The following is a 24,294-nucleotide window of genomic DNA, read 5'->3' as shown; positions in this document are numbered from 1 at the left end:
CATGACGGTTACGGACGGGGGCAGCCGTCTCATCCCTAAACGCATATTCCAGACCTGGAAATCAAAGACGGAGTTGCCGGCGAACTTCGCCTATTGGCGGAGCTCGTTCCTCGACAAGAATCCCGGTTATCAGTTCGATCTCTGGGACGATGCCGACAACCGCGCTTTCATCGCCAGATACTTTCCCTGGTTCCTTATGACCTATGACGCTTATCCGGCCGAGATCTATCGCGCCGACATGGTGCGCTACTTCTATCTCTATGTGTTTGGTGGATTCTACGCGGATCTCGACACACAATGCCTGAAGCCGCTCGATCAGGTCCTCGACCGTGGTGGTGTCCTGCTGGGGAGGATGAAAACCGAACCGGCTTCCGTGCATCATTCCATTCCCAATGCCATCATGGCGTCGACGCCGCGCGAGGAATTCTGGCTCTATGTCATCGCTTATGCCGCGGCATTGTCCGAACAACTTGTGCGCCCGGAGGAGATCACCGGGCCTGTGCTTCTGAGGAAAGCGCTTCTCGCCTATGGAGGCGGTCGTCCGCGGCCCGCCGATGTAATCGGCGAGATGCGGCGGCTGCTCCGCCACGATCTTCACCCCAAGCCCGGTTGGTCGGCGATCCACGTCCTGCAACCGGAGGAGTGGTATCCCGTCAGCTGGGACGACGAGCAGGGGCAGGCCATAAGGAAGAGCATTCTGCGTGGCGACCTCCTGAGTCCGTCGCAAGCCGGAGAACTCTTCCCGAGTTCCTCACTCGTCACCTACTGGACCGGCAGCTGGTTTGTCGGTCCGCATCTGCGCTCGTCCACGTGACAGCGCCGATCATCCCTCTGATCGTCTGCGGCGGATCGGGGAGCCGGCTCCAGCCGCTGTCGCGCGACGGCCGGCCGAAGCAATTCCTGCGCCTTATCGGCGAGCATTCGACATTTGAGGAGACGTTGCGTCGTGTCGCCGATGCGAGCCTCTTCGGCCCGCCGATGATCGTCACCCATGGCGATTACGAGGCCGATGCGCGTGTGCAGCTTTCAGCCTCAGGCATGACAGGAGAGATCCTGCTCGAACCGGAAAGGCGCAATTCCGGACCGGCGATTCTCGCCGGCGCTTTGCTTGTAGTCGAGGCGTTTGGCGAGAATGCGCTGGTCCTCGCGCTCGCGGCCGATCACTGGGTGAGGGACATCGAGGGCTTCCGCGAGAGCTGCCGTCGAGGGCTTGCTGCGGCCGAAGCCGGCGCGATCGTCACCTTCGGCATCGTGCCCGATCACCCGGCGACCGCCTACGGCTATATCGAGCCGGGCGAGCGGGCGCACGGGGACGCCCATGAGGTGCGCCGTTTCGTCGAGAAGCCGGATGCGGAAAGTGCGGCCAGCTATATGCAAGAGGGGCTGCTGTGGAACAGCGGCAACTTCCTGTTCCGGGTCGCAACTCTCTTAGCGGAGTATCGGGCATTCGATGCGGCGACGGCCGACACTATCACACAGGCGGTGAAGAATGCCCGCCGCGCGGCGAATGCGCTTCATCTGGAAGATACCGCTTTCGGCCGGGCCGCGAGCCGGTCGATCGATCATGCCGTCATGGAGAAGACGACACATGCCATGGTCGTCAGAGCTTCTTTTGACTGGGCGGATATCGGCTCCTGGCGGACGCTTCATCGGCTTCTCGAGAGTCAGCGGCGGGCACAGGGCCGGCTCAGAAGCTTCACCATCGAAGCGCGCGGCGCCATCACGATCGCCACCCGCCGGCCGGAGCATTGGATCGTGGCGGAGGGCATCGCGGCGTTTGACGGCGCCGAATTACGCGCGAATGAGTTCGTCCGGCTTCAGCCGGGAGAGACGCGCCGGATCGAGAATATGGGTGAGAATGAGCTTCGCTTGATCGCCGTCACGGATGAGACGTGATCACGTCCTTTTTCCGTCGCGCTCGGCCCATTCGATCGCGAGCCACGCCGCGACGCCCAGTCCAGCGAAGCCGGCAACAAGCGGGATGACCGTGCCGTCATAGAGCCGGCCGATCGGCGTGCCGGTGAGGACGGCGATAAGATTCGAGAGGGAACCCACCACGGCTGCGGCGACGCCGGCGATATGGCCCATAGGTTCCATCGCGAGCGCGCTGTAATTGCCGAATTGCAGTCCGTTGCAGAAGAACAGGACCGTCATATAGGCCATGAAGACCCAGAAGGGGGGATGGCCGCCGAGCAGAAGCGCTACGGGCAGGAAGCAGAGCGAGGTCAGGCAGGAGGTGCGCAGTGCCCATTTGGACAGATTGCGCATGCCGAAGCGCATCACCAGGCGGGCATTGGCGAAGGAGGCGATGCCGATTCCAGCGGCCAGTATGCCGAAATAGAGACCGAACAATTGGCCGGTGTCATATTGTTCCTGGAATATCTGCTGGGCAGTGGCGAGATAGGAGATGACGGCGCCGAAGATGAATCCGGTCGCCAGCGTGTAGCCCAGTGTGCGGCGGTGCGACAAGGCCTCCCAGGCCGAGCGCAGGATGCGCGTGATCGACAAGGGCACGCGATCCGCCTTGGCCAGCGTCTCGCGCTGGCGCGTGGCGAGCCACAGGAAGTCGAGGACGCCGACGATCGCCAGCGACAGGAAGATCATGCGCCAATCGGCGACGAGGAGAATAAGCTGGCCGATGGAGGGGGCGAGGACAGGCACCAGGATCAGCACCGTCATGACGAAGGACATGATGCGCGCCATGGAGCGGCCGACATAGAGATCGCGCACCATGGCCATGCCGACGATGCGGGGGCCGGCGGCGCCGAAGCCCTGCAGGATGCGGCCGAGCATCATCACGGTGAAGTCCGTGCTGAAGGCGCAGATTAGGCCGCCGGCGATGAAGCAGACGATGCCGACATACATCGCGGGCTTGCGCCCGGTGCTGTCAGAGATCGGGCCATAGATGAACTGTCCGACAGTGAGGCCGGCGAAGAAAGCGGTAAGCACCAGCTGACGGTCATTCGGATCGCCGGCGCCGAGGTCATGCGCGATCTCGCCCAGCGCGGCAAGCATCCCGTCGATCGACATGGCGATCAGCGAGAAGGTGAGCGCCATCAGCGTGATGAACTCGATGCTCGAGCGGGCAGGGGCAGGTTGTGTCATGCCGGTGATCAGCTGGGCGTGATCACCCGTTTGGGCCGGCCGCGCTCGGCCCATTCGGTAAGGAGGAAGGCCGCCACTTCCATGCAGGCGAAGCCGGCGACGAGCGGGATCACGGTGCCGTCATAGAGCCTGCCGATCAACGTGCCGGCGACGACCGCGATGAGGCTCGATCCGGCGCCGATCACCGCCGCGGCGACGCCGGCGATATGGCCCATGGGTTCCATGGCAAGCGCGTTGTAATTGCCGAAGAGGAGGCCGTTGCAAAAGAACAGGACGACCATGAAGACAAGGAAGAACCACAGGGGCGGATGGCCGCCGAGCAGGAAAGCGATCACCAGGAAACCGAGCGACCACAGGCAGGCGGCGCGCAGCGCCAGCTTGGACAGTGTCCGCATGCCGAAGCGGGTGACGAGCGTGGCATTGGTGATGGAGGCGCAGCCGATGCCGGCGGCGAGCACGCCGAAATAGACGGCGAAGAGCTTGCCGGCGTCATACTGGTCCTGGAATATCTGCTGCGAGGTGCCGAGATAGGAGATGAAGGCCCCGAAGATGAAGCCGGTGGCCAGCGTGTAACCGAGGGTGATGCGGTTGGAGAGCGCCTCCCTGGCGGAACGCAGGACATTCCTGAGCGAGAGGGGGGGCCCGGGCGGAGGGCTCGAGTGTTTCGGGTCGGCGCCTCGCCAGCCAGATGAAGTTGATCGCGCCGACCAGGACGAGGCCATAGAAGATGCTGCGCCAGTCGGCGACGAGCAGGATGAGCTGGCCGATGGACGGCGCCAGGATCGGCACCATGATGAACACCGCCATGACGAAGGACATCACTTGCGCCATGGCGCGGCCGGCATAGAGATCGCGCACCATTGCCGTGCCGACAATGCGCGGGCCGGCGGCGCCGAAGCCCTGCAAGGCGCGACCCAGGATCATCACGGTGAAATCGGTCGTGAAGGCGCAGACGAGGCCGCCCAGGATGAAACAGCCGAAGCCCGCATACATTGCGGGCTTGCGGCCGGTGCTGTCGGAAATGGGGCCATAGACGAACTGGCCCAGCGTCAATCCGGCGAAGAAGGCGGTGAGCACGAACTGCCGGTCATTCGGGTTCGCGGCGCCGAGATCGCGCGCGATGTCGCCAAGCGCCGGCAGCATCGAGTCGATCGACATCGCGATCAGCGAGAAGGTGAGCGCCATGAGCGCGATGAATTCGGCGCCGGCGCGGCTGGGACTGGTTGTCATAAGGGGCTTTCGCGGATGGAGCGGACAATAACCGCGAACCGCTCCCCTGTCACCCTTGGTACCTATGCAACAAGCGCATCCTCACGTGACGAAATTCAGCATCCGTAATATGTCGAAATAATCCGTGGTCGCGAAGCGTATGGTCCGGTCGCCGCTGTGGCTGGCGCCCGGATACCACTGCATCCGATAGGCGGTCACCGGATTGGCATAGGTGATTTCGAGCGTGAACTCCTTGGGCAGCGGAATGAGGGCATCATCGAGCTTGCCCTTGAGGGACGTCTCGGCTCCGGAGCGGATGGCCGTAACGGCGGCCTTCGGCGTGAGGCTGGCGGTCGACTGGCCGATGCCGCGCTTGACGGCACAACGGCCGATCGCCTTGTTGGTGCCCGCCACCTCCGCCATCAGCGCCTCGTCGCCGGTCACGAAGACGGTCGGCACGCCCAGCAGGCTCCCTGCCAGAGCGTGGATGTAGAATTCGGAAGCCGTGCGGCCATTGATACGGATGAGATGCGGCTTGAGGGAAAGCGTATGAGCGAGTGCATTCGCTTCGGAGCCCGCCGCTGCGTGATAGCCGACCATCATCACCGCATCGAAGCTTTCATCGAGCTCCTGCACCATGCAGAGCGGATGGCCGGCCCAGGAGCGGATGAGCCTGATATTGGCGGGCAGCATCGAGGTGATGAGATTGCGGCCTGAAGCATGGGCGTCCTTGACCCAGATTTCGGTGGCGCCGGCGGCCTCGGCGCCCTCGATGGCGGCGACCGCCTCGCGTGTCATCTGCTCGCGGAATTCGCCGTAATCGGCGTGGTTCTTCTGCGCCTCGTCCCAATGGGTAATGCCCGCCACGCCTTCGATATCGACACTGATATAGACTTTCATGATATGCCTTCGGGGTCCCTGCAACGTAGATTGGTCTTGATGAAAATCGACACGACGAACCGAAGCCTCAGCCTCGATCCGCGCGATCCGGTATTCTTCAATGATCCATATCCCATTTACCGGCGCCTGCGCGAGAGCGTTCCGGTCTTCAAATGGGAGCAATATGGCTATTGGTGCTTCGCCCGGCATGACGATGTGGCGGCGCTGCTGCGCGACCGGCGCTTCGGCAGGCAGATATTGCATGTGATGACGCGGGAAGAACTGGGCTGGCCCGAGATCCCTCGACGGCTCAAGCCGTTCTATGATTTCGAGCGGCATTCGCTGCTGGAGACCGAGCCGCCGGTTCACACCAGACTGCGCGGTCTCGTTAACCGGGCTTTCTTGTCACGCACGGTGGAAAGGCTCAGGCCGCGCATCACTTTGCTTGCCCATGAATTGATCGATCACTTCGCCGACAAGCGTGAGGTCGAGCTCCTCGAGGCTTTCGCGACGCCAATCCCGATCACCATTATCGCCGAGCTTCTCGGTGTGCCGGTGGAGACGGGGCCGCAGCTTCTCGCCTGGTCGCATGACATGGTGGCGATGTATCAGGCCCGCCGCGACACGCAGGTCGAGCGCAAGGCGGTGGCCGCAACCCTGGCGTTCAGCGACTTCATGCGCCGCTATGTAAAGGAAAGACGGGCGGCGCCGGGCGATGATCTCCTCTCGCAGCTGATCGCCGCCGAAGCCGAGGGCAGATCGCTCAGCGAGGACGAGCTCATCACCACGGCGATCCTGCTGCTCAATGCCGGCCACGAAGCGAGCGTCCATGCCATCGGCAATGGCGTCAAGGCGCTGGTCGAGACGGGGCAGGCGGGTCCAGGCTTCAGCGAAGGCCATGCCGAGGAGCTGTTGCGCTTCGACGCGCCGCTGCATCTCTTCACCCGCTACGCGCTGGAGGATGTCGAATACAATGGTCTCCGGCTGAAGAAAGGCGAGACGGTGGGGCTTCTGCTCGGTGCGGCCAATCGCGACCCGGTCCGTTTCCCGGAACCCGACCGGTTCGATCCCTCCCGCGCCCCAAATCCGCATGTGAGTTTCGGGGCCGGCATCCACTTCTGCGTCGGAGCGCCCCTGGCCCGGCTTGAGCTCAACGTGGCCTTGCCGATCCTGTTCGAGCGCCTGCCGGGACTGAAACTCGCCCGGCCGCCCCGTTATCGGGATGCCTATCATTTCCACGGGCTGGAACGCCTCGATCTGGCCTGGTGAAGGCGGACAAACCGCGACGTCGTTTCCGGGCCATGCCTAGACGGAAATGCGCCGCCCTGCCGACCCTGTTGAGCGTATCACCCGGGGAGGTGAGATGATTTCAACGGTGTGACGATGTCCGAAGCCCAGACCCTTCCCTCAACCGGCGGCCGCCGGGCCCGTGGTGGTGCGGAGGCGCGCCGGGCGGCGCGCTCGGGCGGCACCGCCAAGCAGCAGGGCTTCATCCGCCGCAATGTTCCCCTCTACGAGCCCTTCACGACCGAACAGCTCGAGCTCATCGAGGCCAATGCCGAGACCGTGCTGCAGGAGATCGGCATAGACTTCCGCGACGATGCCGAGGCTTTGTCGATGTGGAAGGCGGCCGGCGCCGATGTGAAGGGCGACCGCGTGCGCTTCCCCAAGGGCCTGGTGCGCGCGCTCCTCAAGACGGCGCCGCGCGAATTCGTGCAATATGCGCGCAACCCCGAGCGTTCCGTCACCGTCGGCGGCAACAGCACCATCTTCGCGCCGGTCTACGGACCACCCTTCATCCGCAATCTCGACGAGGGACGACGCTATGCCACGATCGAGGATTTCCGCAATTTCGTGAAGCTCGCCTATATGTCGCCGTCGCTGCATCATTCGGGCGGCACGGTGTGCGAGCCGGTCGACATTCCGGTGGCCAAGCGCCATCTCGACATGGTCTACAGCCATATCCGCTATTCCGACAAAGCCTTCATGGGCTCGGTGACGGCGCCCGAGCGGGCGGAGGATTCCGTCACCATGGCGAAGATGGTGTTTGGCGACGACTTCGTCGACCAGAACTGCGTGCTGATCAATCTCATCAACGCCAATTCGCCGCTCGTCTTCGACGGCACCATGGTGGGGGCGCTCAAAGTTTATGCCCGCGCCAATCAGGCGACCGTCGTGTCGCCCTTCATCCTGTCGGGCGCCATGTCGGCGGTCACGGTTGTCGGCACGCTGACGCAGATCCTGGCCGAGGCCTCCGTCGGCATGGCCTTCGCGCAGCTCTGCCGTCCCGGCGCCCCGGTGGTGTTCGGCACATTCGCAAGCTCGATCTCGATGCAGTCAGGAGCGCCGACATTCGGCACGCCGGAGCCGGCGCATGTGCTGTTCGGCGCCGCGCAGCTCGCCAGGCGGCTGGGCGTTCCCTTCCGCTCCGGCGGCGGATTGTGCGCCTCAAAGGTCACCGACGCCCAGGCGGCGCATGAGACGGCCAACACGCTGTGGCCGGCGCTCTTGGGCGGGGTCAATTTCATGCTGCATGCGGCGGGCTGGCTCGAAGGCGGCCTGGTCAGCTCCTATGAGAAGTTCATCATCGACGCCGACCAACTCACCATGTTCCAGCGCTTCTCGGAAGGTGTCGACTTCTCCGAGAACGGGCAGGGCCTGTCGGCGATCCGCGAAGTGGGGCCAGGCTCGCATTTCCTCGGCTGCGCCCATACGCAAGCCAATTTCGAGACCGCCTTCTGGCGCTCGACCATCGCCGACAACAATTCCTTCGAGCAGTGGCGCGACGACGGCGGCAAGGATATCAGCCAGCGCGCCAACGATACCTGGAAGCGGATGCTGCGCGAATATGAAGCGCCGGCGCTCGATCCCGCCCTCGACGAAGCGCTTCAGGCCTTCATGGCTAAGCGCAAGGAAGGTCTGCCGGATAGCGTGGCGTGAGGTGACACCTTCGAAAGAATTAAGGCCTGCTTTGCCGAGACTTCATCTTGGGCCGCCATAACGATGAATCCTGGGTTTGTGTTCAAGTTGCGTGAGCGTCTGGACGAAATCTCTGAGTTTTCCCCCCTTCGGGGGGACGCATGCCTATTGAGTCGGGACAGCGCATTTGTGATGCTCGCTAGACCACGGTCGGTATTCCTCTTCTCAAAGCCTCCACGATGACTTACTTCCGAAGTCTGCCGCGCAGGTGCCGCATTGGCATCGTCGCTATTTGCCATGGCTCCGAATGCCCCAGCGGTTGCGGCAACGGCTCCCGCCGGTACTCCAAACGGAACGCCGTTAAACTGGATAACTTTTGAAAAGAACGGATGGGTGTTTAGCGCCCGTATCGCAGCTGCCGCTTTGGGAGCCATCGTCTTCATTGTATTGGGCCCCGTTGCGTATATGCGAAATGCTTCCGCAGCTCGTTCGCGCGGTGCGATATGAGGTGCATAGCCGCGATTGTCAGGCAATAGATAGGGTGGCCCAATTCTTCCCGTCGAATGAGCGCTATAGAGAGGGATGAGTTCATCGTCTATTCCGTGCACCGAAAGGTTCCTAGCGATTATGTCGAAGACGTGTCCCAATTCATGGGCAATTGTGACATCCTCCTGATCAGCTGGAAGCTCGTTCCAGACGGCAATCTCTGCGAGTCGGCCATCCTTCGGATCGATGCTCAAGTGGCCAATCGTATTTGGCTTGAAGTAGTTTTTTGGCGCGGAAACTAAGTCAAGCCCTAAATCGTCTTTAATAATCTCAACCATGTCACCCGAATCGAGTGCACGGTCGCTTTTGCCTAGTTCATTTCGTCCTATAACGATTCTCGCGGTTAGGGGCCTCCCTTCTATGTCAAATAGGATTCTTCCCTGAGCATCGGTCGGCGGATCCTCCGGATAGTCGAGACGAAACGGCCGACGTCGCATTGTCATTGGCGGATATTGTGCAACCCACGGAGAGGAGCGCTGTTTCCAGTGTCGGGGTAGCGTGAAGTTGATTTCGGGCTCCTTCATGGGTTGGGGCCAAGGAACAAGTGTGGGTATGAACGAATCGCCCCTCTTTGCTTCATGGGCATCGCGACCGATCGGCCAAGCGATATACGGCCTCGGCACCGCTAAGCTGGTATCCGGCCGGATGATATGTGGCTTGGCTACTACCAAGGCGGTGTCCGACGGTATGATTGTTGGGGCGGTCAGATCACTTTTTGCCGGTGCGGTTGTTTGCGGGAGATGAACTTGTTGAAGCCGGGTGTCAGGCATCGACATTTCATGTGATCTCTGAAGCGAGCGCTTGTCGAGATTGCTCTCGAAAGTAGGGTCCGATACCTCTTCCAAATCACCAGTTTCGCCTCCGAGGCGCGCATTCGGGAATGCTTTGACAGCAGTTTTGATAATCTTCCCCGCCCATGGTGCTGCAGCGGTGATCGCGGGCAGCATTGCGTCCGTGTACCGTCCCTCACTGACCGCACGCGTGGCGTCGTATGTACCAAATGGCGTGCCGCCCAAAAAGTCCACACGCTGCATCATGTTGGCAATGCGAGCCCTTGCCTCGGGGTTATATCCATAGATGTCATGTAAAGCGCCGATCAATTTGTCGCGTGGCGTGGGTTGGTAGTTCGAGAGCGACCCGATACCGCCTATGTGAGTTCGGTTCCTTCCCTCGAAGGTTCGCGGCCATTGCATGCGAGCAACAGATGGGGGAAGAAGTTTTGAGAATTCGTTGTCGGCCATTTCATGTCCTTTTCAAACGCCGACGGAATAAATATGTTTCTTCCGTGCAATGAATCAAGAGAAATAACTTGGTGCTGATGCCTTCCGTCAGTTCTTCGCCCCAGGCAAGCCTTCAGTCACCGGCGCCCTAGCACGCGAGACGACTAACACGCTGTGGCCGGCGCTACTCTATGTCGTCAGGGTCATGCTGCGTGCTCCGGGCTCGCTCGATGGCGGCTTGGTCAGCTCTCCGCCGCCGGCGCTCTGGCCGCCCTTGCATCCGACCAGGCATAGAAGCCGACGCCCAGGATGATCAGCGTGGTGCCGATCGCGTCGGTAAAGGTGAACTCCTCGCCCAGGAAGATCACCGCGAGGAAGATCGTGACCAGCGGCGAGATGGTCGAGATCATCGAAGAGGCTTGCGGCGAGATACGCCCGAGCCCGGCGTTGATGAGGAAGGAGGGCAGCACCGTCGCGAAGATGGCGCAGCCGGCGACGAGGCCGATATAGTTCCAGGACACGCTCGGCCCGACGCCATGCGAGGCGACCAGATAGTGGATCACGCAGGCGACTGAAGCGGCCGACATGGCGATGGCGGTGAAGAGCGTGCTGCCGATGGCCGAGATCAGGTTCTTCGCGAGCAACTGATAAAGCGCGAAAGCGATAGCCGCGCCCAGCACCAGGAGCGTGCCGAGAAGGGTGGACCAGCCGTCGGTGGTAAGGCCGAGCGAGAAGATGAGGGCCAGACCCGAATAGGTGATGGCGGCGCCGATCAGGCCATTCATCGTGATGCGGCCTTTGAAGAACAGCCAGCCCAGCAGCATCACGAAAACGGGATAGGTGAAAAGCACCAGACGCTCGAGCTGCGCGGTGATGTAGACAAGGCCGGCAAAGTCGAGATAGGCGGCGATGTAGTAGCCGATGAAGCCGATGAGCGCGGCCATGGCTACCAGGCGCGGGCTCGGATAGGGCCTTCCGGCGCGGCTATGCAGATAGAGCGCATAGAGGCCGACGGCCACGAAGAAGGGCAGCGACATCACCATGCGCAAGGCGAGCATCATGGCCGCGTCTGCTCGTTCGAGATAAGCGAGCTTGATGAAGATGGCCTTGGACGAGAACAAAGCGGCGCCCAGCGCCGTGAAAACATAGCCAAGCCACGGGACCGTGGCCGCCGGGGCGGCCGAAGCGCTCTCGGCGGTTGTGTCGCTGCTCATTCTGTCCGCTTACACGCAAGCATTTGCGCCGGCCTCTGGCGGATCGACATGCCAGCCGCGCCAATCCTGCAGGTCACTCGCGGCGGCGGATGCAGGGATTTGCAGGGTATTGCAGGGAATTTTTCGCAAATTGGGACGGCACCTCAGATATTTCAATGCGTTAACTCTTCCGATCACTCCGAAGCAGGGAATTTTCCCGGATCGGGCCAGCGCCCGATTGCCTGCGCCGAGGGTAGCGATCTATTTCTCATGCGGCCCGGCCCACAAGTGCAAGCCGCAAGCACCAACGCCTCAATGACCCTCGAAGGAGACCAGCGTGTGGATCTTGACGCCTTTGTCGCGCAGGAGCTGGCTGCCGCCGATATCGGGAAGGTCGATGACGAAGGCGGCGGCCACCACTTCGCCGCCCGACTTGCGGATAAGGTCGATGGCGGCGTTCGAGGTGCCTCCGGTGGCGATCAGATCGTCGATGAGGAGGATGCGGTCGCCGGCCCCGATCGCATCGGCATGAATCTCGATCGTGTCGACGCCATATTCGAGCGCATACTCCTGGCCGATCACCCGGTAAGGTAGCTTGCCCTTCTTGCGGATGGGCACGAAGCCGCGGCCCAGCACATGGGCGACGGCTCCCCCTAAGATGAAGCCGCGCGCCTCGATGCCGGCGACATAGTCGATGCCGCCCTTGAGGAATGGCCATGCTAACTCGTCGACGGCGGCGCGGAAGGCATGAAGATTGGCGAGCAACGTGGTGATGTCGCGGAACAATATACCCTTCTTCGGATAGTCCGGGATGGTCCGGATGTAGCGTTTGATGTCGAAGCCATTCCGCAGATCCATGCTCATCCTCCTTGCGAATGTCGGGCTTAATAAGTCAGGGCCACTTCACTTCCGGCGGCATCGAGGAGAGGATCGACTCCACATTGCCGCCGGTCTTGAGCCCGAAGATGGTTCCGCGATCGTAGAGCAGATTGAACTCGACATATCGTCCGCGGCGGACGAGCTGTTCCTCCCGCTCGGCCGCGGTCCAGGCCTCTTTCATATTGGCGCGCACGATCGGCGGATAGGCGTCGCGGAAGGCGCGGCCGACATCCTGCACGAAGGCGAAATCGGCATCCCAGTCGCCCGAATCCAGATAGTCGAAGAAGATGCCGCCAATGCCGCGCGGCTCGCCGCGATGCGGCAGGAAGAAATAGTCGTCGCACCATTTCTTGTATTTGGCGTAATCGGCGATGCGATGCGTATCGCAGACCTGCTTCATCGCGGCATGAAAGGCGAAGCTGTCGCGATGTTCCTGGGTTCGCCGGATGTCGAGGACCGGTGTCAGGTCGGCGCCGCCGCCGAACCAGCTCTTCGAGGTCACCACGAGGCGGGTGTTCATATGCACGGCCGGGACATGCGGATTGCGCGGATGGACGATGAGCGAAATGCCCGAGGCCCAGAAGCGCGGATCCTCTTCGGCGCCGGGGATCTGCTTGCGGAACTCCGGCGAGAACTCGCCATGCACGGTCGAGCAATGGACGCCCGCCTTCTCGAACAGGCGGCCATGGATCATCGACATGACCCCGCCGCCGCCCATGGCGCCGGTGTGGTCCTTGCGGGTCCAGTTTTTGCGCACAAAGCGGCTAGGCGGTTCGGTGCCGCCCACCTCATCTTCCAGTTTCTCCAATTCGGCGCAGATCTGATCGCGCAGGTCCTCGAACCAGGCGCGCGCAAGGGCTTGTTTTTCTTCAAGTGTCTTCATGATGCGGCGACTCTGGCGAAAGTTCCCGCGGAAGACAAAGCGATTTGTCGACACACCCTCGCTTACGTGGCAGGAAAGCCCGCAGTCTGGCGCAGGGCCTCACCGGTCATCATGGCGCAGGCCATGGCCACATTGAGCGAGCGCAGGCCGGCGCGCATCGGGATCAGAAGCCGGGCATCGGCCGCATCGTGAACCTCAGCCGGAACGCCCGAGCTTTCGCGGCCCATCAGGAGGATGTCGCCGCTGCGGAAGGCAAAGTCGACATAGGGGATGGCGGCCCCGGTCGAGGCGAGAATCAACCTCTGGCCTCTCGTGGCCTCCCGGAACGCTGTCCAGGACGGGTCACGGATGACCAGCGCGTGGTCGAGATAGTCCATGCCGGCGCGTTTCAAGGAAGAATCGGACCAGGTGAAGCCGGCCGGCTCGATGATCCTGACCTTGAGGCCCAAGCAGGCCGCCATGCGCATGATAGTTGCCGCATTGGGCGGTATGTCGGGCTGGTAGAGAGCTATTTCAATCATGGATTTCAGCTTCTTAGCCGCTGGCGGCGAAAGTCGCAAAGTAACATCTCACTGCGACACTTGATGGCTAGACAATCCGGAACCCCAATGCCAAAAACACACCAATTCGTGTGCCGGCCGGTTTCGCGGGCCTACCGGTATGCCTTTTGCGAGAGGAAACTCAAGTGTCCACAGCCGAACATGCCGATCCGAACCGGCGCGACTTTCTCTATATAGCCACCGGCGCGGCCGGTGCGGTGGGCGCGGCCCTGGTGGCCTGGCCGTTCATCGACCAGATGAATCCTGACGCCTCGGTGCGCGCTTTGGCCTCGATCGAGATCGATCTGGCGCCGATCGCCGAGGGCCAGAGCATCACCATCAAATGGCGCGGCAATCCGGTCTTCGTGCGGCACCGCACCCCGAAGGAGATCGAGGAGGCCCAGGCTGTTCCGGTCTCCGACCTCCCCGATCCCGTTGCCCGCAACGCCAATGTGAAGGAAGGCGATCCGGCCACCGACGTAAACCGCGTGGTCGACGGCAAGGAGAAGTTCCTGGTCATGATGGGCGTATGCACCCATCTCGGCTGCGTGCCGCTCGGCCAGCAGGGTGATTACGGCGGGTGGTTCTGCCCCTGCCACGGCTCGCATTACGACACGGCCGGACGCATTCGCAAAGGCCCGGCGCCGCAAAACCTGCCGGTGCCGATCTATGCATATATCTCCGATACCAAGATCCGTATCGGCTAACAGAGGGCACGCGATGGGCGGACATTCGACTTACCAACCCAAGAGCGCCGCGGAGAAATGGCTCCATGAGCGCCTGCCGATCGTCGAGCTGGTCAAGAGCTCGGCTCTCGATTTCCCGACGCCGAAGAACCTGAACTACTGGTGGACCTTCGGCGGCATTCTCGCCCTCATGCTGGTGGTGCAGATCATCACCGGCATCGTGCTGGTGATGCACTACACGCCGCATGTCGACTTCGCCTTCAATTCCGTCGAGCACATCATGCGCGACGTGAACTACGGCTGGCTGATCCGCTACATGCATTCCAACGGCGCGTCGATGTTCTTCATCGCCGTCTATATCCACATGTTCCGCGGCATGTATTACGGCTCCTACAAGGCGCCGCGCGAAGTGCTGTGGATCATCGGCGTCCTCATCTATCTCGTGATGATGGCCACCGCCTTCATGGGCTACGTGCTTCCCTGGGGCCAGATGAGCTTCTGGGGCGCCAAGGTCATCACCAACCTGTTCTCGGCCATTCCGTTCTTCGGCGAACCGATCACGACCTGGCTGTGGGGCGGCTATGCCGTCGACAATCCGACGCTCAACCGCTTCTTCTCGCTGCACTATCTGTTGCCCTTCGTGCTCGCCGGCCTGGTCGGCCTGCATATCTGGGCGCTGCATGTGCCGGGCAACAACAACCCGACCGGCGTCAGCGTGAAGTCGGGCCAGGACACCGTGCCCTTCCATCCGTACTATACGATGAAGGACACGTTCGCGATCGTCCTGTTCCTCATGTTTTTCGGCGTGTTCCTGTTCTTCATGCCGAACTATCTCGGCCACGCGATCAACTACGAGCCGGCCAACCCGCTCGTGACGCCGGCGCATATCGTGCCCGAATGGTATTACCTGCCGTTCTACGCGATCCTGCGCGCCATTCCGGACAAGCTTGGCGGCGTCGTCGCGATGTTCGGCTCGATCGCCATCCTCTTCGTGCTGCCCTGGCTCGACACGTCGAAGGTGCGTTCGGGCAACTACAGGCCCCTGTTCAAGGGCTTCTTCTGGATCTTCGTCGCGGTCTGCATCGGCCTCGGCTATCTGGGCTCGAAGCCGCCTGAGGGTCTGTATGTCACCTTCTCGCGCATCCTGACCTTCTACTACTTCTTCCACTTCCTGGTGATCCTGCCGCTGCTCGGCCTGCTCGAGACGCCGAAGCCGCTGCCGTCGTCGATCTCCGATGACGTGCTCGCCAAGAAGAAACCCGCCTTGCCGCAAGGCCAGGCCATGCCCGCCGAGTGATTGGAGAAAGACACATGAAACTCTTCAAGATACTCGTCGCGGCCTCCCTCGTCCTTCTCGCCGTTCCGGCTTTTGCCGCCGAAGGCCAGAGGGATGCGAAGGACATCTCCTTCTCCTTCGAGGGACCGTTCGGCACTTTCGATCGGGGCCAGCTGCAGCGCGGCTACAAGGTCTACAAGGAAGTCTGCGCGGCCTGCCATTCGATGCGGCTCGTCTCCTTCCGCAACCTCGCCGACCCAGGCGGACCGGGGTTCTCTGAGGAGCAGGTCAAGGCGCTCGCCGCGACCTTCACGGTCAAGGACGGACCGGGCGAGGATGGCGAGATGTTCGACCGGCCGGGCATCCCGGCCGACCGCTTCCCGTCGCCCTTCGCCAATGAGCAGGCGGCGCGCAACGCCAATGGCGGTGCGCTCCCGCCCGACTTCTCGCTCATCACCAAGGCGAGGGCCGGCTGGTACGGTACGTTCAACCAGCTCATCAACGGTGTCGGCGGCCCGCAATATGTCTATTCGGTGCTGACCGGCTTTGAGCAGCCGCCGGCGGAAGCGGCCAAGGACGCCCCTGAGGGCAAGCACTTCAACCCGTATTTCGTGAACGGCCACTGGATCGGCATGGCACCACCGCTCACCGACGGTCAGGTGACCTTCGATGACGGGGCGCCCAATACGGTCGACGCCATGGCGCGCGACGTTTCGGCCTTCCTGGCCTGGGCCGCCGAGCCCAAGATGGAGGAGCGCAAGTCGCTCGGCTTCGCCACTCTCATCTATCTCGCCATCTTCGCCGTGCTTCTCTATTTCGTGAAGCAGCGCGTCTGGGCCAAGGTCGAGCACTGAACTCAGTTGATACCCAAAGAGAGAAGGCCGGGAAACTCCCGGCCTTTTTCTTTTGCGGGCGGCTTCATTGCCATGAATTAATCAAAAAGCCACCCCAGCGCCTGAATCGTAAGCCACCTGATCAACAGGAGGCTTACAGCCCATGGATCGCCAACGTTCGCTCCGCCGTGAGTTCCTGAGTGTGCTGATCGAGACATCGCGGCATCTGCGCCACTTCGTCGACCAGCGTGCCCGGCGCCTGGGCCTCACCGGCGCCCAGTTGCGGGTTCTGGCCAAGCTCAGCCGGAGGGAAGGCGCTACCCAGGCGGAACTTGCGGAGGAGATGGAAGTCCGCCCCATCTCGCTCTCCGGCCTCATCGACAAGCTGGCCCGTCAAGGGTTGGTCGAACGGCGCGGCGACGCCCGTGACCGTCGCATCAACCGCATCCACCTGACGGCGGCGGGACGGGCGATGTCCCGCAAGATCGACGGCTTCCGCGAAGAGATCGCCGGCGAAGTCCTGCAGCAGGTGAATGACGCCGCCCTGATGCAGGCATCAGGCGTGCTCGATCGGCTGAAGCGGCAGCTGAAGGCCGACACCAGGATGGCGGCGGAGTGAGCTCATGAGACGCATCGTCCTCATGCTCTGTTTCGTTTTGGCGGTCGCCGCCGCATGGGCCGGCTACTGGCATGTTAGCGGCGTCAGGGAGCGGGTCGCCGATGCCAAGGCCACACCGACACAGCGGGCGGAAAAGGCTGTCCCCGTTGTGCTGGCCGCGGTCAAGCGCATGACGCTGCCGGTCAGCTTCGCGACCATCGGCACCGTCCAGCCGATCGCCTCGATCGCCGTGACCTCGCAAGTATCAGGCATGGTCTCCAAGCTCTCCGTCACGGACGGGGCGGATGTGAAGGAGGGCGACATCCTGATCGAGCTCGATACGCGCCTGATCGATACGCAGATCGAGGAGGCGCAGGCGGCACTGGTCAAGGATCAGGCGAATATCGACAAGGCCGGGCGCGACCTCGCGCGCATCGACAAGCTGCTCGCCGGAAAATTCGAAACGCCGGAAAATGCCGCCGATGCGCAAACGACCATCGACCTCGATAAGGCGGCGCTGCAGACCGACCAGGCGATGCTGCATAATCTCGAGGTTCAGCGCGAATATTACACCATCCGTGCGCCGGTCAGCGGGCGCATCGGCACCGTGCCGGTGAGACCGGGCTCAACCATCGTTTCCGGCCAGCAGGCCAGCCCTATCGTGACGATCAATGTTTTCGATCCGATCTATGTGACGGTAGGAATCCCCCAGAAAATGGTCGCCGATCTGGCGGAGGACAAGGCGCAAGGGCTCGCCAAGGTCAGCCTCACGGTGCCGGGGCGGAGCGAGAAGCGCGAGGGCGCCGTCACCGCGATCGACAATGCCGCCAATCCGGCGACCGGCCTGGTCACCGCCTATGCCAGCATCGGCAATGCGCCCGCCCTTCTGTGGCCGGGCGAGATCGTCAATGTCGATGTGATCTTCCGCGACCAGCCCGACCAGCTCACCGTGCCCGATGAGGCGGTCAGGACGAACCAGCAGGGATCCTATGTCTATGCGGTCGATGCCCATCAACGCGCCCATCTGAAGCCGGTCGTGGTGGCGCGCAATGTCGAGGGCCTGACGGTCATCGGCAGCGGCCTCGAGGACGGTGATCAGGTGGTGACCGACGGACAGCTACTGCTGTCGGACGGCGCCCTGGTCCAGGTCAAGCAGGCGATGAAGGGAGGCTAGTCATGGGACTCTCCGAGCTCTGCATCAGACGGCCTGTAATGACGGTGCTCCTGATGTTGTCGCTCGTCGTGCTCGGCATTGCGGGCTTCCGCCAGTTGCCGGTGGCGGCCCTGCCGCGCATCGATTTCCCGACCATCCAGGTGAGCGCCTCGCTGCCCGGCGCCAGCCCCGACTCGATGGCGTCCTCGGTAGCCGAGCCGCTGGAGCAGCAATTCTCGACCATTCCCGGCGTCACCTCGATGACGTCTACCTCGATGCAGGGCTCGACCACCATCGTACTGCAGTTCGATCTCAACCGGGATATCGACGCGGCGTCTCTCGACGTGCAGTCGGCGCTCAGCATCGCCGAGCGGCGCCTGCCGCCGCAGATGACCACGCCGCCCAGCTTCAGGAAGGTCAACCCGGCCGATCAGCCGGTATTGCTGCTGGCACTCGCCTCGAGCACGATGCCGCTCACCGATGTCGATGAATATGCCGAGACTGTGCTGGTGCCGCAAATCTCGCAGATCCTCGGTGTGGCGCAGGTCTCGATCTTCGGCCAGCAGAAGCGGGCAGTCAGGATCGAGACCGATCCCAGGCTTGCCGCGAGCCGCGGTCTCAGCATGGCGGACCTCGCCACGGCGGTCACCGCCGCCGATTCCTATGTGCCGGTCGGCGGTCTTGCAGGCCAGAGCCGGAATCTCACGATCAACGCGCCATCGCAGCTGATCAAGGCCGAGGATTACCGTCCGCTGGTGGTCGCCTGGCGGGACGGCAAGCCGGTGCGACTCGGCGATGTGGCGGCTGTGCGCGACGGCGCCCAGAACGAGCAGACGGCGAGCTGGTACAACGACCAGCGGGCGGTGGTGCTGGCGATCTTCCGCCAGCCCGGCGCCAACACGGTCGATGTGGTCGACCAGGTGAAGGCGCATCTCGCCGCCTATCGAAGTGCGTTGCCGGCGGCGATCTCGCTCGACATCACCAATGACCGGTCGGTATCTATCCGCAACGCGGTCGCCGATGTTGAGTTTACCTTGCTGCTGGCGGCCCTGCTGGTGATCCTGGTCATTTTCGCCTTCCTGAAATCGCTGAGAGCGACCCTCATACCGGTCCTGGCCTTGCCGGTGTCGCTGATCGCCACCTGCGCCGTGATGGCGGTGCTCGGATTTTCGATCGACAATATGTCACTGCTCGCCATCACGCTCAGTACCGGCTTCGTGGTCGACGACGCGATCGTGATGCTCGAGAACATCGTGCGCCACATCGAGGCGGGGCAAGAGCCGTTCGTCGCGGCGCTCGAGGGCGCGCGCGAGATCGGCTTCACCATACTCTCGATGACCGTATCGCTGGTCGCCGTATTCATCCCGGTGCTGTTCATGGGCGGCGTGGTGGGGCGCATCTTCCGCGAATTCGCAGTCACCATCTCAGTGGCGATCCTGGTGTCGGGCTTCGTCTCCCTGACTCTGACGCCGATGCTCTGCGCCAGACTGCTCAGCGCCGAGAAAGGGGACAAGCCGAAGAGCCTGATAGCGCGCGTCTCCGACACGGTCTTCGCCCGGATGGAGAGCTTCTATTGCCGCACGCTCAATCTCGCTCTGCGCTTCCAGGGATTGATGCTCGCCGTGACCGTGGCGACGCTCGGTCTTTCTATCTGGCTCTATGTCGTGGTGCCCAAAGGCTTCTTTCCGACCGAGGACACGGGATATCTCACCGCGACGATCGAGGCCTTGCCCGAGATCGGCTTCGCGGCGATGGCAGCGAAGACGCAGGCTACCAGCGCCATCGTCCGTCAGGACAAGGCGGTCGCCTATGTGCTTTCGACCGCTGGCGGCGGCAACAACGCGGCCAATACGGCCCGGCTCTTCATCGCTCTCAAGCCGCAAGGGCAGCGCGACAGCGCGGAGGATGTGGCGCGGCGGCTGAGGCGCGAAACCGCGGTCATTCCCGGCATCGATGCCTATTACCAGGCGGTGCAAAATATCCAGATCGGCGGCCGCTCGGCCAAAGCCGATGTCCAATACACCCTGCAGAGCGTCGATCTCGATACGCTCATCGGCGCCGTGCCGGATCTCGTCGATCGGCTCAAGAAACGCGCCGAGCTTCGCGATGTCACGACCGACCTCGAGCTCAGCAATCCGGAACTTATCGTCGATATCGATCGCGACCGCGCGGCAGCGCTTGGTGTCAATGTCGACGATATCCGCTCGACGCTCTTCAATTCCTTCGGCGTGGCGCAGGTCGCCACCCTCTACCGTCCGTCCAACGACTATCCGGTGATCCTGGAAGTAGCGCCCGAGCTGCAGAACGATCCCAATGTGCTGTCCCTGATCTCGGTGAAATCGGCGAATGGTGCGGCGATCCCGCTCGACCAGGTGACGGTGACGCGGCGGGATTCGGGGCCGTTGTCGATCAATCATCAGGCCCAGCAGCCTTCGGTCACCATTTCGTTCAACGTAGCGCCAAATGTGGCGCTCGGCGCGGCAATCGATGCGGTGAACCAGGAAACGGCAGCAGCGCATCTGCCGAGCGGGATCTCCGCCAATTTCGCCGGCACGGCGCAGGTCTTCGTCGCCGGGCTTGCGGGGCAGGGCTTCCTGCTGCTCGTCGCGGCTTTGGTGATCTACATCATCCTCGGCATTCTCTATGAGAGCTACATCCACCCGCTGACGATCCTGTCGGGTCTGCCGTCGGCCGGGGTCGGCGCGCTCATTGCGCTCATGCTGGCAGGCATGGATCTCTCAGTCATCGCCGTCATCGGCATCGTGATGCTCATCGGTATCGTGAAGAAGAACGGCATCATGATGATCGACTATGCGCTGACGCGCCAGCAGGCCGGAGTCGCCGCCGCGGAAGCGATCCGCGAGGCCTGCATCAGGCGGTTCCGACCCATCATGATGACGACATTCGCGGCCATCCTCGGCGCCCTGCCGATTGCGCTCGGTTTCGGCGCCGGCTCGGAGCTGCGCCGGCCGTTAGGCATCGCCATCGCCGGCGGCCTCCTCGTCTCGCAACTCCTGACCCTCTACATTACGCCTGTGATGTTCCTCGCGCTCGAAAGAGCACGGATGCGCTTCCGGCCGGCGCCGCAGAGTGAGGCGGGAGCGAGTGTAACCATATGAATTTATTTAACTAAAACAGAAACTTGGAAGACGCTGGAGAATTCGCTGCGCCAGGGCCATTTCAGGATAACTTGCCTACCGGTATGCTGCTCTGCTAGGCCCCGCCAAGCATCGGCGAAGGGAAAGCGTTCATGACGAAATCAGTGCTCGGCATCATCGGCGGTTCGGGCATCTATGACATCGAGATGGAGGGCGCGCGCTGGGAAACGGTCACCTCGCCATGGGGCGAGCCATCCGACCAGCTTCGGCGCGGCGAGATCGGCGGCCTGCCGGTCGTCTTCCTGCCTCGCCATGGGCGTGGCCATCGCTACTCACCGACCAGCATCAACTATCGCGCCAATATCGACATATTGAAACGCGCCGGGGTGACAGATGTCGTCTCGCTGTCAGCCTGCGGATCGTTCCGCGAGGAACTCGAGCCGGGGCGTTTCGTGCTCGTCGACCAGTTCATCGATCGCACCTTCGCGCGCGAGAAGAGCTTTTTCGGCACCGGCTGCGTGGCGCATGTGTCGCTGGCCTATCCGATCTCGCCGACGCTCCAGGATCTGGCCGAAGCGGCGCTCAAGGCCGAGAATATTCCGCATGCGCGCGGCGGCACGTATCTGGTGATGGAGGGGCCGCAATTCTCGACGCTGGCAGAATCGCATCTCTATCGCTCATGGGGCTGCAGCGTTATCGGCATGACCAACATGCCGGAGGCCAAGCTCGCGCGCGAGGCCGAACTCAGCTATTGCACCGTCGCGATGGTGACGGATTACGATTCATGGCATCCGCATCACGGCGAGGTCGACATCACCTCGATCATCAAGGTGCTGAAAGGCAACAGCGAGAACGCGCGCAAATTCGTGACACGGCTGGCGCGCGATTTTCCGCGCGAGCATCCGCCCTGCCGGGTGGGTTCCGACAAGTCGCTCGATTTCGCCATCATGACGCAGCCGGAACTGCGCGATCCGGCCTTGCTCACCAAGCTCGATGCTGTCGCCGGACGCGTGCTCAAACGGCCCCAATAAAGCCATGTGACAGCCCCATTCGCGGTGATTTGGGGGACTAGAACGCTTCCTGCCAAAGTTGCTCGACTTTGGCGATAAGGAAGCGTTCCAGATTGTATGTTTTTCGAGCCCTTTTTCCCGTTTTGATCGAATCGGACCGATTCGATCAAAACGGGAAGGGCTCTATGTGAACTTACCGGACGCCTGCGCGTTAAAGGCAAGATAGAAATCGCGGACGGAGGGTCAACTTGGTTCATCATATCTCACGGCGCTCATTTCTCGGCGGCCTGTCGTTCGTCGTTTCGGCATTCGGACTCGCATCGCGCTCCGGGTTCGCGCAGGAAACCATGGATACGACCGATGGAACTATCGATCCGTTTCCGATCGCGCAAGTCGACCTGCGCAAGATTCCGGAACAATTCCGTCGCCAGACGGTGGAATATCTGGGCCACGAATGGCCGGGGACTATCGTCGTCGACACAAAAACGAAACATCTGTTCAAGATCCTCCCCGGTCAGCAGGCGATCCGGTATGGCGTCGGCGTCGGACGGGAAGGGTTCTCATGGTCAGGCGAGGCGCAGGTAGGCGCCAAGCAGATGTGGCCGAAATGGAACCCGCCGGCCGAAATGGTGGCGCGTGACCCCAATGCGGCGAAGTGGGCCAATGGTCAGCCCGGAGGGCCCGAGAATCCCCTCGGCGCGCGGGCGCTCTATCTGTATCAGGACGGCAAGGACACGCTATTTCGCATCCATGGCACCAACGCGCCGAAATCAATCGGCAAGGCGATGTCGTCCGGTTGCATCCGCATGTTGAACCAGGATGTGGTCGAACTCTACCGAATGACGCCGATCGGCACGCGCGTCACCGTGCTGCCTTCCGATCCGCAGCAGATCTTCGAGGAAGACGCGATCGCCGCGCAATAGGCTACCGGCCCGAGCGCATTGTCTAGAGCGCCGGGCGTTCTCATGGAATCACCTCGGCGCTCTATCTCCTTGATTTTGCGCATCGGCTTGTCCGAGAACCGCACGCACTTCTCGGGCCGATGCTCTAATTGATCTGCGCGGCCGCCTTCTTGCGCTTCTTCCCGACGGCGAGCTTGACAGGCTTGTTCGGCTTGCTGTTGTTGACCAGCACCATTCTCACGAATGGCTGCCTAGCCAGTCTTTTCTGTTCAGCGGCGTCGAATGCGGCGTGCTTGCTCAGGCAGGCGTTCTGCACCTGATCGCGAATTTCCTGCGCTTTCTCGTCGAGCTCCGCACAGGTGTGAGTGCGCAGGGCGCGTATCCTGGTTTCGATCTCCCTGGCGCAGCTCATCCAGATCGAACGATGGGTCTCTTCATGCTTGACCAAAAGGCGTGAGAATCTGTGCCACTGCTCGAGTGTCCCGGCCGAGAGGACCGTCTCGTCAGTGAGCTTTGGCAAGTGGATAGTGAAGTCCGTCCGATACTGATAGTCGATGACGCGGCAGCTGCGGGTCAGTTCCAGCTTGCCGCGCTCAGACGGCAGCGCCGAAGTGGCCGCATAAGCGCTCGCGCCATTCACTTGCGGCCCACGCTTGAGCATCGAGATATAGACCCCGGTGGCGGTGTCGCCGGTCACGTCATAATAGACATATCTGGTGGAGAAGGCCGGTGCCGCATCGGCCGCCTTCCCACCCAGTGCAGACAGCAAAATCGCGGCAGCGGCCGCCGCACCTCTGATTGCCCGCATCGACGCCTCTCGAAGTTGAGCTGAAAAACTAGGGCAGGGCAGCCTGTCCCGCAAGCTCCAAGACGCGATCGGTGGCCACCAAATGAGCCTTGCCGAGAAACCAGCCTTGCGTCATAGTCCCGCGCCGGACTGCAGAGATGCGGGTCCGGTCGGGCAAAGCATTCGAACCCGGTGAAGACTGATCTCGGCGCATGGGGGCATGTGTCCGCTGCCGCCTTTTCCGCTGTTTTGACGAGCTGTGCCTTCCTGTAAGCGGAAGCTCACATTCCGTAGACAGGTCAGTTGAGGAAACGGGAAAAGGAGCAATCCTCGCATGCGCCAGAATGGCACTATCAAATTTTTCAACCAGGCCAAGGGATATGGATTCGTGTCGCCGGAAGGCGGCGGCAAGGACGTGTTCGTACATGTCACCGCCGTCCAGCGGTCGGGCATCCCCGAGTTGAACGAAGGGATGAGAATCAGCTTCGAGGTTCAGCCGGACAAGCGCGGCCGCGGCCCGCAGGCGGTCGAACTGCAGCTGCTTTAGACTTCCCAAAGAAGCGATTTCCGCGGCGGCCC

The 24,294-nt window shown here is 62.2% G+C and carries 22 protein-coding genes and 1 pseudogene; 13 read left to right on the top strand and 10 right to left on the bottom strand.

Annotated features, from left to right (window positions below; translation table 11 throughout):
- Position 1 precedes the first annotated feature (1 nt).
- Entirely contained in the window at positions 2 to 814 is an 813-nt protein-coding gene (locus G5V57_RS01045; protein ID WP_165165790.1) for a glycosyltransferase family 32 protein, read from the top strand.
- Complete coding sequence (locus G5V57_RS01040; RefSeq protein ID WP_165165789.1) at positions 811 to 1,896, top strand: sugar phosphate nucleotidyltransferase; 1,086 nt, start codon at positions 811 to 813, stop codon at positions 1,894 to 1,896. The genes G5V57_RS01045 and G5V57_RS01040 overlap by 4 nt, the downstream gene beginning before the upstream one ends.
- Here G5V57_RS01040 and G5V57_RS01035 read toward each other — a convergent pair whose 3' ends face one another.
- The 4 genes and pseudogenes from G5V57_RS01035 to G5V57_RS01025 form a co-directional block, all read right to left on the bottom strand.
- Complete coding sequence (locus G5V57_RS01035; RefSeq protein WP_165165788.1) at positions 1,897 to 3,105, bottom strand: multidrug effflux MFS transporter; 1,209 nt, start codon at positions 3,103 to 3,105, stop codon at positions 1,897 to 1,899.
- Between the two features lie 8 nt (positions 3,106 to 3,113).
- A complete protein-coding gene (locus tag G5V57_RS34730; protein WP_371744705.1) occupies positions 3,114 to 3,827 on the bottom strand; it encodes an MFS transporter in 714 nt (237 codons plus the stop codon).
- A pseudogene (locus G5V57_RS34725) lies at positions 3,775 to 4,290 on the bottom strand (MFS transporter); the annotation flags it as partial. The gene G5V57_RS34730 and the pseudogene G5V57_RS34725, both read right to left, overlap by 53 nt.
- A gap of 126 nt (positions 4,291 to 4,416) precedes the next feature.
- Positions 4,417 to 5,214, bottom strand: coding sequence for a M55 family metallopeptidase (locus G5V57_RS01025; protein WP_165165787.1), 798 nt, complete (start codon positions 5,212 to 5,214; stop codon positions 4,417 to 4,419).
- Between the two features lie 39 nt (positions 5,215 to 5,253).
- On the opposite strand from G5V57_RS01025, the gene G5V57_RS01020 reads away from it, so the two are divergent.
- Positions 5,254 to 6,462, top strand: coding sequence for a cytochrome P450 (locus G5V57_RS01020; protein WP_165165786.1), 1,209 nt, complete (start codon positions 5,254 to 5,256; stop codon positions 6,460 to 6,462).
- Positions 6,463 to 6,576: 114 nt separating this feature from the next.
- Entirely contained in the window at positions 6,577 to 8,133 is a 1,557-nt protein-coding gene (locus tag G5V57_RS01015; RefSeq protein ID WP_165165785.1) for a trimethylamine methyltransferase family protein, read from the top strand.
- Here the strand turns inward: G5V57_RS01015 and G5V57_RS01010 are convergent.
- The 5 genes from G5V57_RS01010 to G5V57_RS00990 form a co-directional block, all read right to left on the bottom strand.
- Positions 8,082 to 9,899, bottom strand: a complete 1,818-nt coding sequence (locus tag G5V57_RS01010) for a hypothetical protein (RefSeq protein WP_165165784.1) — start codon at positions 9,897 to 9,899, stop codon at positions 8,082 to 8,084. The genes G5V57_RS01015 and G5V57_RS01010 overlap by 52 nt on opposite strands.
- A 221-nt stretch (positions 9,900 to 10,120) precedes the next feature.
- Entirely contained in the window at positions 10,121 to 11,092 is a 972-nt protein-coding gene (locus G5V57_RS01005; protein WP_165165783.1) for a DMT family transporter, read from the bottom strand.
- Between the two features lie 291 nt (positions 11,093 to 11,383).
- Positions 11,384 to 11,929: an adenine phosphoribosyltransferase gene (locus G5V57_RS01000; protein WP_165165782.1), complete on the bottom strand. Its 546-nt coding sequence runs from the start codon at positions 11,927 to 11,929 to the stop codon at positions 11,384 to 11,386.
- 34 nt (positions 11,930 to 11,963) lie between these two features.
- Positions 11,964 to 12,833 (bottom strand): oxygen-dependent coproporphyrinogen oxidase, encoded by an 870-nt coding sequence (gene hemF, locus G5V57_RS00995; protein WP_165165781.1) that lies wholly within the window; start codon positions 12,831 to 12,833, stop codon positions 11,964 to 11,966.
- Between the two features lie 62 nt (positions 12,834 to 12,895).
- On the bottom strand, positions 12,896 to 13,354 hold the full coding sequence (locus G5V57_RS00990) for a tRNA (cytidine(34)-2'-O)-methyltransferase (protein ID WP_165165780.1): 459 nt from the start codon (positions 13,352 to 13,354) through the stop codon (positions 12,896 to 12,898).
- 164 nt (positions 13,355 to 13,518) lie between these two features.
- Between G5V57_RS00990 and petA the strand changes: the two genes are divergently transcribed.
- The 8 genes from petA to G5V57_RS00950 all read left to right on the top strand — a co-directional run bounded on the left by petA (position 13,519) and on the right by G5V57_RS00950 (position 22,949).
- Entirely contained in the window at positions 13,519 to 14,079 is a 561-nt protein-coding gene (petA, locus tag G5V57_RS00985; RefSeq protein ID WP_165165779.1) for a ubiquinol-cytochrome c reductase iron-sulfur subunit, read from the top strand.
- A 13-nt stretch (positions 14,080 to 14,092) separates the two neighbouring features.
- A complete protein-coding gene (locus tag G5V57_RS00980) occupies positions 14,093 to 15,355 on the top strand; it encodes a cytochrome b/b6 (protein ID WP_165165778.1) in 1,263 nt (420 codons plus the stop codon).
- Between the two features lie 14 nt (positions 15,356 to 15,369).
- Entirely contained in the window at positions 15,370 to 16,188 is an 819-nt protein-coding gene (locus G5V57_RS00975) for a cytochrome c1 (protein ID WP_165165777.1), read from the top strand.
- A gap of 142 nt (positions 16,189 to 16,330) precedes the next feature.
- On the top strand, positions 16,331 to 16,786 hold the full coding sequence (locus tag G5V57_RS00970; RefSeq protein WP_165165776.1) for a MarR family winged helix-turn-helix transcriptional regulator: 456 nt from the start codon (positions 16,331 to 16,333) through the stop codon (positions 16,784 to 16,786).
- A 4-nt stretch (positions 16,787 to 16,790) separates the two neighbouring features.
- Positions 16,791 to 17,939: an efflux RND transporter periplasmic adaptor subunit gene (locus G5V57_RS00965; RefSeq protein WP_165165775.1), complete on the top strand. Its 1,149-nt coding sequence runs from the start codon at positions 16,791 to 16,793 to the stop codon at positions 17,937 to 17,939.
- A gap of 2 nt (positions 17,940 to 17,941) precedes the next feature.
- Positions 17,942 to 21,037: an efflux RND transporter permease subunit gene (locus G5V57_RS00960; RefSeq protein WP_165165774.1), complete on the top strand. Its 3,096-nt coding sequence runs from the start codon at positions 17,942 to 17,944 to the stop codon at positions 21,035 to 21,037.
- A 131-nt stretch (positions 21,038 to 21,168) separates the two neighbouring features.
- Positions 21,169 to 22,047 (top strand): S-methyl-5'-thioadenosine phosphorylase, encoded by an 879-nt coding sequence (locus G5V57_RS00955; protein ID WP_165165773.1) that lies wholly within the window; start codon positions 21,169 to 21,171, stop codon positions 22,045 to 22,047.
- A 326-nt stretch (positions 22,048 to 22,373) separates the two neighbouring features.
- On the top strand, positions 22,374 to 22,949 hold the full coding sequence (locus G5V57_RS00950) for a L,D-transpeptidase (RefSeq protein ID WP_165165772.1): 576 nt from the start codon (positions 22,374 to 22,376) through the stop codon (positions 22,947 to 22,949).
- Positions 22,950 to 23,073: 124 nt separating this feature from the next.
- On the opposite strand, the gene G5V57_RS00945 is transcribed toward G5V57_RS00950, so the two are convergent.
- Entirely contained in the window at positions 23,074 to 23,736 is a 663-nt protein-coding gene (locus tag G5V57_RS00945; protein ID WP_165165771.1) for a DUF922 domain-containing protein, read from the bottom strand.
- Between the two features lie 313 nt (positions 23,737 to 24,049).
- Here G5V57_RS00945 and G5V57_RS00940 point away from each other — a divergent pair, with 313 nt between their 5' ends.
- Positions 24,050 to 24,262 (top strand): cold-shock protein, encoded by a 213-nt coding sequence (locus tag G5V57_RS00940; RefSeq protein WP_119389527.1) that lies wholly within the window; start codon positions 24,050 to 24,052, stop codon positions 24,260 to 24,262.
- Positions 24,263 to 24,294: the final 32 nt, after the last annotated feature.

Origin of the sequence: Nordella sp. HKS 07 (assembly GCF_011046735.1) — a bacterium.
GTDB lineage: Bacteria > Pseudomonadota > Alphaproteobacteria > Rhizobiales > Aestuariivirgaceae > Taklimakanibacter.
The sequence above is the reverse complement of the archived record's forward strand: the minus strand, read 5'-3'. Positions and strand labels throughout refer to the sequence as shown.

Coding starts and splice junctions, on each gene's coding strand:
- G5V57_RS00945 (WP_165165771.1), bottom strand. CDS start 23,736: ATGCGGGCAATCAGAGGTGCGGCGGCCGCTGCCGCGATTTTGCTGTCT.
- G5V57_RS01025 (WP_165165787.1), bottom strand. CDS start 5,214: ATGAAAGTCTATATCAGTGTCGATATCGAAGGCGTGGCGGGCATTACC.
- G5V57_RS00975 (WP_165165777.1), top strand. CDS start 15,370: ATGAAACTCTTCAAGATACTCGTCGCGGCCTCCCTCGTCCTTCTCGCC.
- G5V57_RS01045 (WP_165165790.1), top strand. CDS start 2: ATGACGGTTACGGACGGGGGCAGCCGTCTCATCCCTAAACGCATATTC.
- hemF (WP_165165781.1), bottom strand. CDS start 12,833: ATGAAGACACTTGAAGAAAAACAAGCCCTTGCGCGCGCCTGGTTCGAG.
- G5V57_RS00960 (WP_165165774.1), top strand. CDS start 17,942: ATGGGACTCTCCGAGCTCTGCATCAGACGGCCTGTAATGACGGTGCTC.
- G5V57_RS01005 (WP_165165783.1), bottom strand. CDS start 11,092: ATGAGCAGCGACACAACCGCCGAGAGCGCTTCGGCCGCCCCGGCGGCC.
- G5V57_RS01015 (WP_165165785.1), top strand. CDS start 6,577: ATGTCCGAAGCCCAGACCCTTCCCTCAACCGGCGGCCGCCGGGCCCGT.
- G5V57_RS00965 (WP_165165775.1), top strand. CDS start 16,791: ATGAGACGCATCGTCCTCATGCTCTGTTTCGTTTTGGCGGTCGCCGCC.
- G5V57_RS01010 (WP_165165784.1), bottom strand. CDS start 9,899: ATGGCCGACAACGAATTCTCAAAACTTCTTCCCCCATCTGTTGCTCGC.
- G5V57_RS34730 (WP_371744705.1), bottom strand. CDS start 3,827: ATGGCCTCGTCCTGGTCGGCGCGATCAACTTCATCTGGCTGGCGAGGC.
- G5V57_RS00950 (WP_165165772.1), top strand. CDS start 22,374: ATGGATACGACCGATGGAACTATCGATCCGTTTCCGATCGCGCAAGTC.
- G5V57_RS01000 (WP_165165782.1), bottom strand. CDS start 11,929: ATGGATCTGCGGAATGGCTTCGACATCAAACGCTACATCCGGACCATC.
- G5V57_RS00990 (WP_165165780.1), bottom strand. CDS start 13,354: ATGATTGAAATAGCTCTCTACCAGCCCGACATACCGCCCAATGCGGCA.
- G5V57_RS01035 (WP_165165788.1), bottom strand. CDS start 3,105: ATGACACAACCTGCCCCTGCCCGCTCGAGCATCGAGTTCATCACGCTG.
- G5V57_RS00955 (WP_165165773.1), top strand. CDS start 21,169: ATGACGAAATCAGTGCTCGGCATCATCGGCGGTTCGGGCATCTATGAC.
- G5V57_RS01020 (WP_165165786.1), top strand. CDS start 5,254: ATGAAAATCGACACGACGAACCGAAGCCTCAGCCTCGATCCGCGCGAT.
- G5V57_RS00970 (WP_165165776.1), top strand. CDS start 16,331: ATGGATCGCCAACGTTCGCTCCGCCGTGAGTTCCTGAGTGTGCTGATC.
- G5V57_RS00940 (WP_119389527.1), top strand. CDS start 24,050: ATGCGCCAGAATGGCACTATCAAATTTTTCAACCAGGCCAAGGGATAT.
- G5V57_RS00980 (WP_165165778.1), top strand. CDS start 14,093: ATGGGCGGACATTCGACTTACCAACCCAAGAGCGCCGCGGAGAAATGG.